This window comes from Paraburkholderia sp. IMGN_8, assembly GCF_038050405.1.
GTDB lineage: Bacteria > Pseudomonadota > Gammaproteobacteria > Burkholderiales > Burkholderiaceae > Paraburkholderia.
In genome coordinates, this window is sequence record NZ_CP150900.1 from 2,897,674 (window position 1) to 2,910,512 (window position 12,839).

Genomic DNA, 12,839 nt, shown 5'->3' on the forward strand with positions numbered 1-12,839 from the left:
TAGTGCGCCATGGTCATTTCTCACTGGAACCAGTGTTCACGTGCTTTCATGATCAACGCCTTAGCGGCATCCTCTTCCATTCCGGTCATCTCGACCAGTTCATCCACAGCCAGCTCGGCGAGTTCGTCGCGCGTCTGGATCTGATGTTCGGCAAGCTTGGCGAGCAGGTCGGCGTCCATGCCTTCCAGGCTCTTCAGGTCGAGGGCAACATTCTCGACCTTTTCTTCATTCGCGATCGCCAACGTCAGCAACGCATCGCGCGAGCGATTACGCAGTTCGTGAACGGTGTCTTCGTCGAATGCCTCGATTTCGAGCATCTCGTTGAGCGGCACATAAGCGATCTCTTCGAGGCTCGTGAAGCCTTCGTCGATCAGGATGTCGGCAACTTCTTCGTCGACATCGAGACGCGCCATGAACAGGTCACGCAGTACACCGCGCTCCTGATTCTGCTTTTGCGCAGATTCGTCCGGCGTCATGATGTTGATCTGCCAGCCGGTGAGTTCGCTGGCAAGACGCACGTTCTGGCCGCTGCGGCCGATCGCGACCGCCAGTTCGTTTTCGTCTACGACGACGTCCATCGAATGCTTTTCTTCATCGACGACGATCGACTGGACGGCTGCCGGCGCGAGCGCGCCGATCACAAACTGGGCGGGATCTTCCGACCATAGCACGATGTCGACGTTTTCGCCACCGAGCTCGTTACGCACGGCCTGCACGCGCGAACCGCGAATGCCGACGCAGGTGCCGATCGGATCGATGCGCTTGTCGTAAGCGACCACGCCGATCTTGGCGCGTACACCCGGATCGCGCGCCGCCGCCTTGATTTCCAGCAGGCCCTGTTCGATTTCCGGCACTTCCATTTCGAACAGCTTCATCAGGAATTCGGGCGCCGTACGCGACAGCTCGATCTGCGGACCGCGCGCGGTGCGATCGACCTTCGCGATATAGGCGCGCACACGGTCACCCACGCGCAGGTTTTCCTTCGGAATCAGCTGGTCGCGACGCAGCAGCGCTTCGACACGGCCGGTTTCGACGATGAAGTTACCCTTGTCCAGACGCTTCACCGAGCCGGTCATGATGTGCTCGCCGCGCTCGAGGAAGTCGTTCAGGATCTGTTCGCGTTCGGCGTCGCGCACCTTCTGCAGGATCACCTGCTTGGCGGCCTGCGCGCCGATACGGCCGAATTCGATCGACGGCACCGGTTCTTCGATGTATTCGTCGAGCTGAATTTCCGGCTTCTGTTCACGTGCTTCGAACAGCAGGATTTCCTGATCCGGCTCCTGCAAACCGGCTTCGTCCGGCACCACGCGCCAGCGGCGAAACGTTTCGTGCTCGCCGCTTTCACGGTCGATCTGGACGCGAATGTCCGCGTCTTCTTCGAAGAGTTTCTTGGAGGCCGAAGCGAGAGCCGCCTCGAGCGCGGCAAATACCACGTCTTTATCGACGTTCTTCTCGCGTGCCAGCGCATCCACCAGCATCAACACTTCGCGACTCATTGTTTGCGGCTCCTAAAGTCAACTTTCGGAACGAGGCGTGCTTTATCCATGTCCGCGAGCGTGAAATCAAGCATCGCGGCGCCTTCCTTCCCTTCAAATTCCAGACCGATCGTCTCGCCTTGCGGAGCATGCAGAATGCCCCGGTACGATTTCCGTCCGTCCAATGGCTTTTTCAATGTGATTACCACTTCGCTGCCTGCGAAGCGTTCGAAATCCGCCAGTTTCTTCAGCGGTCGGTCGAGACCGGGCGACGACACTTCAAGCCGCTCGTAATCGATATTTTCGACCGTCAGAACGTGCTGGAGCTGACGCGTGACTTTCTCGCAGTCTTCGATCGCGATGCCGGCCGGTTGGTCGATATAAATACACAACATGCCGCGCCCGGTGCGCTCGAGATCGACGAGCTCGTAGCCGAGTCCCACGACCGTGGTTTCAATCAGTTCCGTCAGTTGCACAGTGCCCTCTAAGATGTTCGCGCGGCGAGCCTGCCGCTTGTTTGCAAACAACCAATGCGGGCCGCGCGCCAAGCCGGCGCACGTTCGTGCTACCCGAGATGCCGAACCACGATGAACTGAGCGGCAAAAAAAAATGGGCTAAACGCCCATCATCTTATTGCCGGTGGTCGCACCTGAGCCGCACATGAAAAGCCGCACGCCCAGCGACTCTGCGATTGTAGCCATTTTTCGGGACAAACGCAAACCGCAGAACGCCGTGCGAAGCGCATTTCCGCTTGATTTCATGGCAATCTTTCGACGCTATGCCAACGATATGGCGGCAGCCCTACCCTTTTTGCAAGGTGGCTCGCACCGCTCGTCAGCCGCGGCCGATGAATCTTGCAAGAAAATCTGCCCCTATTTATGCACAGGCTGCGGTGTTCAAGCGTTAGATGAAACCTGCGGCGCTCGTCGATCGATTCTCACGGCGGCCTGGCGTGATCGCTAAAGACGAACGACCGCGCCGGCTACCTTGCTTGCTACGACTTTGACTTAACGGCCACGCGAGCGGCCGCGCGGCGCGCCACCACCACGATTGGCGCCGCCCGCATTGGCGTTGCCGCCACCTGCACGGTTGGCGTTGCCGCCGCGATTACCGCCCGGTCCGCGATTGCCGCCGCCGCTGCCCGGATTGGCGCCACTGCCACCGGCGCGCTTACCGCCGCTCGCGGCGCGATTGCCATTGCCCGACGGCGCGCGATTGCCGTCGACGTCACGGCCGCCACGCGGACCGCCCGCGCCGCCACCCATCGGCCCGGCGAAACCACCGCCGGCGCCGCGGCCAGCACCGCGATTGCCGTAGCCGCCGCCGAAACCTGAGCCCGCGCCGCCACCGAAGCCGCCGCCCGCCGCACCGCGCCGGCCTTGGCCGCGCGGCTGCTGCTGGTCGAAACGGCCATGCGACATCAGCACCGGCTCGCGGCTGATGAAGCCCATTGACGTTTGCATCGGATCCGGCTGCTTGCGCTCCGGAGCCGAGCTGCGGCTACCACGCTCTTCCGCCGACGCCTTCAGGCCGACCGACGCCATCAGCGCGCGCACCTGGTTGTCTTCGAGTTCTTCCCAGCGGCCGCGCTTCAAGCCCTTCGGCAACGAAATCGGGCCGTGACGCGTGCGGATCAGCCGGCTGACCATCAGGCCGGCCGCTTCGAACATGCGACGCACTTCGCGGTTACGCCCTTCGGCGAGCGCGACGTGATACCAATGATTGGTGCCCTCGCCGCCGCCATCGCGAATGCGCAGAAAATTCGCCGGACCGTCCTCCAGCTCGACGCCATGCAACAGCTTCTGACGCATCCCTTCAGCCAGCTCGCCGACCACGCGCACCGCATATTCACGCTCGACGCTATAACGCGGATGCATGAAACGGTTCGCCAGATCGCCCGACGTGGTCAGCATCAGCAGACCTTCCGTATTGAAGTCGAGGCGGCCGACCGCGAGCCACTTGGCGGTCTTCATGGGCGGCAGCTTGTCGAACACGGACGGACGGCCTTCCGGATCGGCATGGCTGACGATTTCGCCCGTCGGTTTGTGGTACAGCAGCACGCGCGGCGGCTTGTTGGCCAGCTTGCGCTTGACCGGCTTGCCGTTGATGCGGACCTGGTCGGTCGGCATGATGCGCTGGCCGATGTGGGCCGGCTCGCCGTTCACCGACACCCGCCCGGCCACGATCAGCTCTTCCATATCGCGGCGCGAGCCCATGCCGGCTTCGGCCAGCACCTTGTGCAGCTTCGGCGCGTCGTCGTCCGCTGCCAGCACGCGCTTGGGCGCGGCCGGCTTGCCACGGCGCAGCATCGGGGCGCGCACGCCGCCGGTGGTGCTGTTGTCCGCATCGAAGGCGGGCGATGTGACGTACGAAAACAGATCGTCCTGACCCGCTTCAGGTGCCGCAGCCGCTGCCGGCGCTTCGCCGCCGCGGCGGTTCTGACGCTGACCGCCTTCGCGCGCTTGACGCTCGCGAGGTCCGCCTTCGCGTTGACCTTCACGAGACGCGCCCTCGCGCTTGGCGCCGCCCGCGTTGCGGCGCGGCCCTTGGCCCTTGGCGCCCGTATCTTTGTGCGGCATGCGCACTTGCGCGACCACCTCGCCGTCCGGCGGCGCTTCGGTGACGACCGGCGCGCCTTCGGCGCCCTTCGTCTTCGCGCCGGCGCGGCGCCGCGCGATCAGGCTGCGCGGCCCGCGACGCAGGCCACGGCGCGGGCGGTCTTCACCGTCTGCTTCCGTGGTCTGCGCCGGGCGCTCGCCCTCGCCTGCCGACGCTTGCGTGGTGCGCGCTTCGTCAGCGCGAGCCGACGGCACGGCGCGCTCGGATTCGGACGAATCGGTGTCGTGGGTATGTGTCAAAACAACCTCAAAATGTCAGGTCGCGCGCGCCCGTTGCGGGCGCGGCAAAAAAGTTCGGTTACGTCAGGCGCTGCGCGACTCGGGTTCGTCGTCGGTCAGAACGCCTGCGTCCTGTGCGGCATCGCGGCGACCCTCAGGATCGCCGTGCGCCGCCATGGTCGGGTTCGGCTCGGCGGCGTGCTCCGTATCGCGGAGTACGCCCGAGTCGTGCGCGGGTATTGCCGGATCGGCCTGGGAGACCGGATCGTGATTCAGTGCAGGCTCGGCGCCGCCGGCTTGCGATTCAACGTGTGCCGCTTCTACAACATGTTCGTGCGCCGCCGGTGTGACTGCGGCGTCCGCAGCGCTGTCGGCTGATTTTGCCGGCTCGGCATGCTGCGGCTGATGGAGCGGCGCTTGCCGCTCCTCAGTGATTTCCTTTCCTGCTGCCGCATCTGCTTCGACATGGCCGCCATCGGCGTGACTCGCCGAGTTCACGGATTCAGTCTGCAGCGTCTCGCCTGCTGATTGCGAGGCGTCCTGTTCCGCGCCATTCACAGCCGCGCCAAAGGATTCGGTCGCAACCGGATCGGCTTCGACTGCGGCAGATTCCGCATCCGTTTCGGGTACAGCACCCTCTTCGCCCGAGACCTGCACCTGCGCGGCTTCAGCGTCGGCGAACTCGATCGCGTGTTGCCCGAGCAGATCCGCATTCAGCTGCGCCGACGGATCGGCAAGCGGCGGCAATTCGTCGAGCGCCTTCAAACCAAGGTCGTCGAGAAACTGCCGCGTGGTCGCGTACAGCGCCGGACGGCCCGGCACATCACGATGGCCGATCACTTCGATCCAGCCTCGATCCTCGAGCTGCTTGACGACCTGCGTGTTCACCGTGACGCCGCGAATCTCTTCGATATCGCCGCGTGTCACCGGTTGCCGGTACGCAATGATCGCGAGCGTCTCGAGCACCGCGCGCGAATATTTCGGCGGTTTCTCGGGATGCAAACGATCCAGGTACGAACGCATCGCGGGCTTGCTTTGAAACCGCCAGCCCGAGGCCAGCCCGACCAGCTCCACACCGCGCCCAGACCAATCCTGCCTGAGGTCTTCGAGCAAAGTCCGAACGGTGTCTGCCGACACGCCGTCGGCAAAGAGCTTGCGCAGTTCGCCGAGCTTTAACGGCTCCTGCGCGCAGATCAAAGCAGTCTCGAGGACGATCTTCGCCTCTTGGGTATTCATGCAGCCAGGTCGACCTTATGAGTTAGGGTCAAAGAACCGGATCAAACAGACGATGTGGAACTGAAGACGCGCTCGCCCGATTCTGATCGGTCATATTGATGGGAGCACGCACCGGGGGGAGGCGAAACAGGCAATCGAGCCAAACCCAGCCGGACGGAGCAGCGAAATTCCTGAAAGGAATCGCGTGACTGAGCGCCATATTACGCAAAAACAATCGGTGCGTAAAGACGAAATCCCCGGCGCATTTTCCGCGTATGCCTCGGTGCGCCTGCTTTATTGCCGAAGCGGGCGGAAGTGGGCAGGCAACCCGCCCCGCTCTCCGCTTCACCGCCAACGCTCAATGCGGCGCGCCGTGCTGTGCCAGGAAACGCTTCAGACGCTCGACGCCCGCGTCCAGCCGCGCTGTGTCGCAGGCATAGCACCAGCGCACGAAACCCTCGCCCTGGGGACCGAACGCGCTGCCAGGCGCCACGCCAAGACCCACTTCCCGCACCAGCGCCTTGCACAACTCGAGACTGCGCGAGGCCCCCGGCATGGAGAAAAACAGATACATCGCACCCGGCGGCGCCTTCACGTCGACGCCCGACACGGCGGACAGCGCCTGCACCAGATGGTCGCGCGACGCCTTCAGGTCGCGCACCAGTTCCTGCGTGAAGCGCTCGCCCTGCTGGACGGCCGCGATGCCCGCCTGCTGGACGAAAGCGGGTGCGCACGAGGTATTGTATTCGACCAGCTTGGCCAGATCGTCCATCAGCGCGGCCGGCGCGACAATCCAGCCAAGCCGCCAACCGGTCATCAGCCATGCTTTCGAGAACGAGTTCACGCAGATCACGCGCTCGTCGCGCGCGGCCAGATCGAGAAACGACGGCGCCATACGTGAAAGGGCGCCGCTGGCGGCAATGCCGGTGTCCCCATAATAAAGGCGTTCGTAGACTTCGTCGGCGACGATCCAGATGCCGTGGCGCCGGCAATGCGCCAGCACGGCGCGCTGCTCGTCGCGGCCCATCACCCAGCCGGTCGGGTTGTTCGGCGAGTTGACGAGCAACATCTTCGTGTCCGGCGTAAGGGCTGCCAGCAATTGCTCGAGGTCGAGTTGCCAGCCGTGCTCGCCATAACCGAGCGCGACCGTTTCGACATGCGCACCGAGAATCTTCGGGATCTCGACCAGGTTGGGCCACAACGGCGTCACCGCGACAACGCGGTCGCCCGCGCCCACCACCAGTTGCGCGGCCAGCATCAGCGCGTTGACGCCCGCGCTTGTCACCGCGACGTTATCGGGAGAAGTCTGCCCGTGCCGTTCGCTGACGTAGTCGGCGAGCGCGGCACGCAACGGCGCGATGCCCAGGTTATGCGTATAGAAGGTTGCACCGGCGGCCAACGCGGCACCGGCGGCGTCGCGGATGAAGGCCGGCGTCACCCGGTCGGACTCGCCGAACCAGAACGGCAGCACGTCTGCCACGCCGAAACCGGCGTTGGCGACTTCACGGATCTGCGAAGGACGCAGTGCGCGCACGGCATAGCGCGCGTTCGGGACGGATGGCACAGGCAGATCCAATTCGCTCATCGAGACTTCCACACGGGTGACGGGTAAAGGCTGAGGTTCAGGAAAGGCGACAGTTTAGCGCGGCGCCTGTTTAGGGGACGGCGAAGTCGTCAAGCCAGCAGGCGCAGCGGAGTCCTTGGCTACAGCAACCGCGCGCCCGCGCTGATCCGTACGTCAGTCCAGATCCTCTGCCCGCGCCGGCAATTGCCGGATCAAGCCCCACACCGCCTCCGCCGCCGGCGACAGCGACCGGTCGCGCCGCCGCACCAATTCGACCGTGCGCTCGGCGCGTGGCACCAGTGGCCGCGCGACCAGCGAGGCCCCCGCCGGCAAAGGCAACGCCAGCCACGGCAGCACGCTAACGCCCACGCCCGCTTCGACCAGCCCAAAAACGGTCGCGGAATGCCCCAGCTCCTGCACCACCGTGGCACTCACGCCGTACTCCTGCATCACTGCGTCTATGATCGGGCGGCTGCCCGACGCGTAATCGAGCATGACGAGTTGCTGACCATCGAGGTCCGTCCACGCCACCTGCTCTTCGGCCGCCAGTGGGTGATCATCGCGCGACACGACGCAGAACGAATCCGTCATCAACGATTCGCTGATGAGGTCGTCGGCGGAAAACGGGCCGATGACGACGCCGAAATCGACTTCGCCCGACTTGACCTTGCGCACCACGTCACTTTGCGCGTCGTCGCGCAAACCCAACGCGATGAACGGGAATTGCCGGCCACACGACGCCACCACGCCCGGCATCAGCCGGCAGGCCACCGTCGGGCTGGCCGCGACCACCACGCGTCCGCGCCGCTGCTCGCCAATTTCGCGAATCTCGCGCAGCGCGTCATCCAGATCGGTCAGCAGCCGCGACACGCTCGACACCAGGTTGCCGCCGACGTCGGTGAGCTGCACCTCACGCGTGGTGCGGTCAATCAGCTTGAGGCCGATTTCGCCCTCCAGTTCGCGCACACAGCGGCTGACCGCCGATTGCGTCAGCCCGATCTCATCGCCAGCACGACTGAAGCTCTGCAAACGCGCGACCTCGATGAAAACCCTTAGCTGGCGCAGCGTCACATTCATTTACCAACCTCATTAATAGCATCGTTTAATGCGCATTGTATGGCGAAATGTCGCACAGGAGCCGCACTGGATTATCTCGCCGCATTGCAGCAATAAGGCGCAAACGCACGCTGGCCGGGCTTGATTGCACAAGATTGGTGATTGTCCCGATTTGCGAGATGGGTTTTTTGGATTCTTATACGCCCCTAGCTAGCGCCCGCGCTGGCCCGCTGTTACGGGGCTTTCAGGCAGTTGGACTTAACTTGGCACACTTCCTGCATTTACATGCACACAGGGTCGGCGCCATGACATCTGACTGCATAGCAGACCGTGGCAAGCCCGACCCCCTTGGCACTCGCCTATCGAGTGCATGGAGAGTGCGCGGCGCGGGGCAGCGCACCGGAGTTAGCTTCGCTGAGGTGAAACATGATGCTGTTCGACGATTTGAGAGACAACGAGTGGGCACTGGTCGAGGCGTTGTTCTGTGCGGAGCCAGCACGGAGTGAACGACGCGGTCGACCACGTGTGGAAGCGCGCGCGGTTGTCAACGCCGTGCTTTGGGTGCTGTCGACGGGCGAAGGCTGGTCCAAGCTGCCCGGCCGGTATCCGTCGCCGCCGACTTGCCGCCGCCGCTTCGACGAGTGGCAAGCCGATGGTACGCTCGCCGAAATAGTTAAGCGACTCGGCACGAGCGGCCGCGAAATTTCGCTGCGCGGACGCATTGGCGCGACCGCTGCGAAACCGCCGGCACCGCCGAGCCGCGACCGTCTGCGCGGCGCATTCTGGACCAATCCGGAATCGTGGCGCGCGCCGGTCAAGATGGCCTGACGCGAATTGTTTTGCCTCCGGGCGCCTGCGGGCGCCCGGCGTGTATCTGGGCCGCGACGCGTTCACGCGCTCGTCCGGCCTGTCATGGGCACCGCTCCACGGCGCGCCCATCGTAGTCGTCCGCTTCAGCTTCCCCGCGTTTGCCGTCGTGCGGCTTCGGATACCTGAAACCGCATGAATGTTGCGGGTGAAACATCCATTTACTATTGCTTACAGCGTGCTTTCGCTACTCGGCATACCGTATGGATATGCAAACAGGCCTTGAGTCGATCGGCTTGATGGGAGCTCAGCATGAAACCAATGTCACTGCTTCTGTGCGGCATTGTCGTTTCATCAATGGCCGCGCCGGCGCTCGCACAGCAGCGCCCACAAGGGTGGAACTGGCGGCCGGATCACACGGCTTCCGTCGACGCCTCGCAACAAAGCGAAACACGCAACCGCGGCTTCACGCCGCCGGCGCCGCGAGGCGATTTGCGCGGCGATATCGCAAGCAATGTCCGCACACGACCAGAGCCGCCACGCGAAGATCCGACGCGACGCCGCTAGACGCGGGCATTTCATGCGTCAGATGTCGTGATGATAGTGCGCTGTAGTACGAATTAAGGGATCGGGGGAACCACCCGGCGCTTCACCAGTCTCATTCAATGCCATAAGCACAGCGTGGCAGTAGTAATTCCGGTACGCCCGTATCCTTGCGATACGGGCTTTTTTTTGCCTGAACAGTGCAGTGGTGACGGCACGCGCAGTGCCCGCGAATCAGCAGAGAATAAAACTGCCGCCGGCCGCGTCGTGCGGCCGGGGAAACAGTGCTAGCCCGCTCAGTGACCCTAAGGCCTGACTTCGAGAGTAGCTGTTGCGCGCGTGTCGGTTGTAGCGACGACGTAGTCGTTCATCCGCTGCGCAGCCCAGGTCAGCATGCGTTCGGCGTGCTCGAGTCGCGCAAACTCGGCTCTGCCCCGCTCGGTCAGCACGGCAATATCGACAGGGGCATGAAAACCCGGAGCAGGCGCGACCGTGCGCTGCCGGACCGTGTCCATCAAACCCAGCGCCCGAAGATGTTGGAAGACGCCCGGCCGTCTGGCCCATGGCACCTGGCGATATTGCGCCCGCCGCAGCGCTTCAAGTACCGCTTCGTTGGAATACGTGGTCATCTCACTTCTTTCTTAAAGTGCAGCTATGACACATCTTTGCCCAACACGTCACCGCGCCACCAGTGATGCGCATAGCATCCGCTTATGGCTGAAAACCGGCTGCATGCGATGCATGCTAGCTCCCGCCAAATGCTGCTTGGTCTTGTTTTTCGGGATCCCCGTCTCAACGCATGATAGCGTTCTGTCCACAAGCCGACGATGCAACCGCTGCGGCGCGATAGCAAGCCAGTGGATTGTCCCGAAAGTCATACGTTACCCCATTTAAATTGATTCTATTCACTTTATTAGCGCTTTTTTTTGCAGCAATCGTGCTATGGAAACGCGCCCGCCGGCACCTTGCAGTTTGCACGATCGCCCTGTTCTGGCTGCTCGCCGCCGGCTGGCTGACTGCTCCGTTGCTCGAACTGGCACAGCCGCATCGGCAGACAAACGCGCCCGCGAGGTTCGCGCCGCGCACGGCGATCATCATGCTGGGCGGCGGCACCGAATACGACGACGAAGACGTGCTGGTTCCGCCGCGCGACGTGCTTGCGCGCATCGCCGTAAGCGCTGACAACTACGCCGCATGCAAACGCACGGCAACGACGTGCGAGGTGATCGTGAGCGGTGGCAATCCGCAGCGGCATCGAGCGACCGAAGCCGATACTTACCTGCCCTACCTGCTGCGCAAACAGGTGCCGCGCGCGGATATCGTGCTGGAAAACCGCAGCCGCACGACTTACGAAAACGCGCGCAACGTATCGGCTATCGTCGAACGCGCACGCTACGATTCGTTGATACTCGTCACCTCCGCGTATCAGATGCCTCGCGCGTTGCTCGACTTCCAGCGCTTCGGGCTCGCGCCGCAACCGCTGATCTCAAGTGCGCGGCACGCACGTCTCGGTCTACTGCCGCGCTATGACAATCTTGTGAATGCTGAGATCGCGCTGCACGAACTCATTGGAATTGCACAATTTCATGTCTATCGTGCAATCGGCTGGTTCTGAATGACCGCTGCAACGGGGACGTTATTTATTTAGAAATGCGAATATTTTTCAGCGTCGGCAATACACGACCGAGTTGTATGGAATCTCGTGACCGGTATTGGCTGCGGGCCGAAAGTAACAAGGTGTAACGAATTGTCATCGCCGTTACAAAATGTCCGCTGGAGCGGATATTGCTCGCTAGAATGCATTGTCTTTCCGATTGGACAGGCAACTACTCGGGTCCACAACCACTCTACGGAGGTAACATGAAGAAAGTGTCCCTGGCGATCCTGGTTTCCCTCAGCGCCGTAACGGGCGCGGCTTATGCGCAGGACAAGGGTGTCACGATGAGCACCGATCCGGCCAAGGCCGCCGACGTCGAACAGCGCGCGCAAGATTTGCAAAACCGGCAGCAGACAATGGAAAGCGCACCGGCCATGCCGGCCAAACAACATAAGATGGCCCCGCATCATCATAAGAAGGCCGCCAAGGCCGACGCCGCGAGTTCATAAGCGTAGTTGACCGCGTCACCTGCGGCCTCGCCGCGAAGGTGAAAAGCCGAAGCCGGCACCGCCGGTTTCGGCTTTTTTGTTGTCTAATGGACTTGAGCGTGTTCGATGCGTGGCGTGCCGGCGCGCCGGCCGGGGCCTCGTTGAAGAAGCGCTGCCGGCGTGTCACACGCCCCTGCGCGCGGCGGACGGTATGCTAAAGTCGCGCACCGACCGGAAGCCCAACCGGAATCCCCCCACAACCCGTGCGCACCTTGGTGCGGAGGACAGCATGAGCAACATCCAGCTAGATATCGAATGGACTGAAGCAGCATCCCGCAAAATCGAAAAACTGATGCCGCGTGGCGGTCAGGAAGCGTTCCTCGCGCTGCCGCCCGTCGAGTGCCTGCCGATGGAAGGTGACGTGCTGTTTCTCGGCCCGGACGGCAAGCAGCAACCGTTCATCGTCGCCGAGCGCCAATATCATCACGATGGCGACGCCGACTGGACCATCATCCTGATTCTCGACGTCCCGCAAGCAACTCACTAAAAGCAAACGGCGAGCGACGCACAGGCCAGATCTGGCCAGGCAGCCCGCTCGCCGTTACCGGGCGGTTCACATCCTGCTGAACCGCCTTTCAGCCGCTTTGTACCCTGCTTTACACTCCGCTTTACGCTCTCTACGCAATCTTCGACACGACGCGAATTTCCGCGTGTTCGACCCAATCCGCAACTGTTTTCCTGTAAGCCGCGATGTGCGCGGATCTGGCATGCGCGGCCAGCGCGTCCTGGCTTTCCCAACGCTCGACAAACACGAACCGGCGCGGCTCCTGCACGTCGCGATGCAGGTCGTATTGAAGCGCGCCCTGCTCTTTGCGCGTCGGCCCGACGATGCCCTCGAGCGCCTCACGCAATTGCTCTTCATAGCCCGGCTTTGCCACCGAGATTGCGACCACCGCGATTTCCGCCATGCTTGATCTCCGTTTCACGAAAATCAGCAGCATACCCGCCGCCCGGCAAACGTGCAGGCGGCCAAAGACCTGCCGCCCGCTAAACGTCTGAGCACCGTCCTCACCTGGAGTTTGGCGGGCATCCGCTTGCCGCCCTGTTACGCTGGGCCTCATACGCTTGACTCATACGCTTGATTCATGGGCTCAGATGCGCCCGGCAAACGTCTGCGAAGCGCTCGCAGCCGTGCCCAACCCACGCGCCGGTGGCCGGTTTACCGCGAATCAGCCATTGCCCGCGTCTGTGATAACG

At 62.9% G+C, this 12,839-nt stretch carries 13 protein-coding genes and 1 pseudogene; 6 read left to right on the forward strand and 8 right to left on the reverse strand.

Annotation, left to right across the window (positions count from 1 at the left end; genetic code table 11):
* Positions 1 to 20: 20 nt before the first annotated feature.
* Positions 21 to 1,496, reverse strand: a complete 1,476-nt coding sequence (gene nusA, locus WN982_RS13380) for a transcription termination factor NusA (RefSeq protein ID WP_341312467.1) — start codon at positions 1,494 to 1,496, stop codon at positions 21 to 23.
* Complete coding sequence (gene rimP, locus WN982_RS13385; protein ID WP_007182297.1) at positions 1,493 to 1,951, reverse strand: ribosome maturation factor RimP; 459 nt, start codon at positions 1,949 to 1,951, stop codon at positions 1,493 to 1,495. Before rimP ends, nusA begins: the two co-directional genes overlap by 4 nt.
* A 184-nt stretch (positions 1,952 to 2,135) precedes the next feature.
* Between rimP and WN982_RS13390 the strand changes: the two genes are divergently transcribed.
* Positions 2,136 to 2,438, forward strand: a complete 303-nt coding sequence (locus tag WN982_RS13390; RefSeq protein WP_341312468.1) for a hypothetical protein — start codon at positions 2,136 to 2,138, stop codon at positions 2,436 to 2,438.
* A gap of 44 nt (positions 2,439 to 2,482) precedes the next feature.
* Here WN982_RS13390 and rluB read toward each other — a convergent pair whose 3' ends face one another.
* The 4 genes from rluB to WN982_RS13410 form a co-directional block, all read right to left on the reverse strand.
* Complete coding sequence (gene rluB / locus WN982_RS13395) at positions 2,483 to 4,333, reverse strand: 23S rRNA pseudouridine(2605) synthase RluB (protein WP_341312469.1); 1,851 nt, start codon at positions 4,331 to 4,333, stop codon at positions 2,483 to 2,485.
* A 63-nt stretch (positions 4,334 to 4,396) separates the two neighbouring features.
* Positions 4,397 to 5,548 (reverse strand): SMC-Scp complex subunit ScpB, encoded by a 1,152-nt coding sequence (gene scpB, locus WN982_RS13400; protein ID WP_341312470.1) that lies wholly within the window; start codon positions 5,546 to 5,548, stop codon positions 4,397 to 4,399.
* Between the two features lie 337 nt (positions 5,549 to 5,885).
* Entirely contained in the window at positions 5,886 to 7,112 is a 1,227-nt protein-coding gene (locus WN982_RS13405; RefSeq protein ID WP_341312471.1) for a pyridoxal phosphate-dependent aminotransferase, read from the reverse strand.
* Between the two features lie 153 nt (positions 7,113 to 7,265).
* Entirely contained in the window at positions 7,266 to 8,168 is a 903-nt protein-coding gene (locus WN982_RS13410; RefSeq protein ID WP_341312472.1) for a LysR substrate-binding domain-containing protein, read from the reverse strand.
* Positions 8,169 to 8,576: 408 nt separating this feature from the next.
* Between WN982_RS13410 and WN982_RS13415 the strand changes: the two are divergent.
* Both WN982_RS13415 and WN982_RS13420 read left to right on the forward strand, forming a co-directional pair.
* Positions 8,577 to 8,963: pseudogene (locus tag WN982_RS13415) on the forward strand (transposase); the annotation flags it as partial.
* 303 nt (positions 8,964 to 9,266) lie between these two features.
* Positions 9,267 to 9,521 carry a hypothetical protein gene (locus tag WN982_RS13420; RefSeq protein ID WP_341312473.1) on the forward strand — a complete coding sequence of 85 codons (255 nt, stop codon included), beginning with the start codon at positions 9,267 to 9,269 and terminating at the stop codon, positions 9,519 to 9,521.
* Between the two features lie 281 nt (positions 9,522 to 9,802).
* Here WN982_RS13420 and WN982_RS13425 read toward each other — a convergent pair whose 3' ends face one another.
* The gene (locus tag WN982_RS13425) at positions 9,803 to 10,126 is read right to left on the reverse strand and encodes a hypothetical protein (RefSeq protein WP_341312474.1); all 324 of its coding nucleotides are present in this window, start codon (positions 10,124 to 10,126) and stop codon (positions 9,803 to 9,805) included.
* Positions 10,127 to 10,434: 308 nt separating this feature from the next.
* Between WN982_RS13425 and WN982_RS13430 the strand changes: the two genes are divergently transcribed.
* The 3 genes from WN982_RS13430 to WN982_RS13440 all read left to right on the forward strand — a co-directional run bounded on the left by WN982_RS13430 (position 10,435) and on the right by WN982_RS13440 (position 12,129).
* Positions 10,435 to 11,112 carry a YdcF family protein gene (locus WN982_RS13430; RefSeq protein WP_341312475.1) on the forward strand — a complete coding sequence of 226 codons (678 nt, stop codon included), beginning with the start codon at positions 10,435 to 10,437 and terminating at the stop codon, positions 11,110 to 11,112.
* Between the two features lie 245 nt (positions 11,113 to 11,357).
* Positions 11,358 to 11,603 (forward strand): hypothetical protein, encoded by a 246-nt coding sequence (locus WN982_RS13435; protein WP_341312476.1) that lies wholly within the window; start codon positions 11,358 to 11,360, stop codon positions 11,601 to 11,603.
* 268 nt (positions 11,604 to 11,871) lie between these two features.
* Entirely contained in the window at positions 11,872 to 12,129 is a 258-nt protein-coding gene (locus WN982_RS13440; RefSeq protein WP_007182306.1) for a hypothetical protein, read from the forward strand.
* Positions 12,130 to 12,259: 130 nt separating this feature from the next.
* On the opposite strand, the gene WN982_RS13445 is transcribed toward WN982_RS13440, so the two are convergent.
* Positions 12,260 to 12,550 carry a putative quinol monooxygenase gene (locus WN982_RS13445; protein ID WP_341312477.1) on the reverse strand — a complete coding sequence of 97 codons (291 nt, stop codon included), beginning with the start codon at positions 12,548 to 12,550 and terminating at the stop codon, positions 12,260 to 12,262.
* Between the last annotated feature and the right edge of the window lie 289 nt (positions 12,551 to 12,839).

What these genes read in the sequence shown, in the direction of transcription:
- nusA (WP_341312467.1), bottom strand. Translation starts at nt 1,496, where the DNA reads ATGAGTCGCGAAGTGTTGATGCTGGTGGATGCGCTGGCACGCGAGAAG.
- WN982_RS13390 (WP_341312468.1), top strand. Translation starts at nt 2,136, where the DNA reads ATGAAAAGCCGCACGCCCAGCGACTCTGCGATTGTAGCCATTTTTCGG.
- scpB (WP_341312470.1), bottom strand. Translation starts at nt 5,548, where the DNA reads ATGAATACCCAAGAGGCGAAGATCGTCCTCGAGACTGCTTTGATCTGC.
- WN982_RS13405 (WP_341312471.1), bottom strand. Translation starts at nt 7,112, where the DNA reads ATGAGCGAATTGGATCTGCCTGTGCCATCCGTCCCGAACGCGCGCTAT.
- WN982_RS13410 (WP_341312472.1), bottom strand. Translation starts at nt 8,168, where the DNA reads ATGAATGTGACGCTGCGCCAGCTAAGGGTTTTCATCGAGGTCGCGCGT.
- WN982_RS13420 (WP_341312473.1), top strand. Translation starts at nt 9,267, where the DNA reads ATGAAACCAATGTCACTGCTTCTGTGCGGCATTGTCGTTTCATCAATG.
- WN982_RS13425 (WP_341312474.1), bottom strand. Translation starts at nt 10,126, where the DNA reads ATGACCACGTATTCCAACGAAGCGGTACTTGAAGCGCTGCGGCGGGCG.
- WN982_RS13435 (WP_341312476.1), top strand. Translation starts at nt 11,358, where the DNA reads ATGAAGAAAGTGTCCCTGGCGATCCTGGTTTCCCTCAGCGCCGTAACG.
- WN982_RS13440 (WP_007182306.1), top strand. Translation starts at nt 11,872, where the DNA reads ATGAGCAACATCCAGCTAGATATCGAATGGACTGAAGCAGCATCCCGC.
- WN982_RS13445 (WP_341312477.1), bottom strand. Translation starts at nt 12,550, where the DNA reads ATGGCGGAAATCGCGGTGGTCGCAATCTCGGTGGCAAAGCCGGGCTAT.